General features: G+C 64.9%; 1 protein-coding gene. It reads left to right on the top strand.

The genetic code is table 11. The annotated features are described in order from the left end of the window. The coding region (locus EXE42_RS17515) for a hypothetical protein (protein WP_137707114.1) at nucleotides 1-195 on the top strand (195 nt) is incomplete at its 5' end. Nucleotides 196-276: the final 81 nt, after the last annotated feature.

Here is a 276-nt window from a genome sequence, read left to right as displayed (position 1 = left end):
GAGAAGGAGGCCGAGGACACCGAAGACGAGTTCATGCTGGCGTGTTTCCCCGACGCCTTCGGGATCCCGTCGCCGGTGTCGTACTACACCGCCGAGCTGCTCCCGTACCTCGAAGACGAGTTCGAGGCGTGGGAGCGGCGGCTGTGGGACCGCGAGAGCCTCATCGAGCGCAAGGGCCAGCAGTACCACTTCTGATGACGGACCGACGCTCACTCCGCGACTGATGGAGCAGTTCGTCTTCTTCGGCGGCAAAGGCGGGGTCGGGAAGACCACCGT

This window comes from Halorubrum sp. SP3 (assembly GCF_005435195.1).
GTDB classification, from domain to species: Archaea; Halobacteriota; Halobacteria; order Halobacteriales; family Haloferacaceae; genus Halorubrum; species Halorubrum sodomense.
The sequence above is the reverse complement of the archived record's forward strand: the minus strand, read 5'-3'. Positions and strand labels throughout refer to the sequence as shown.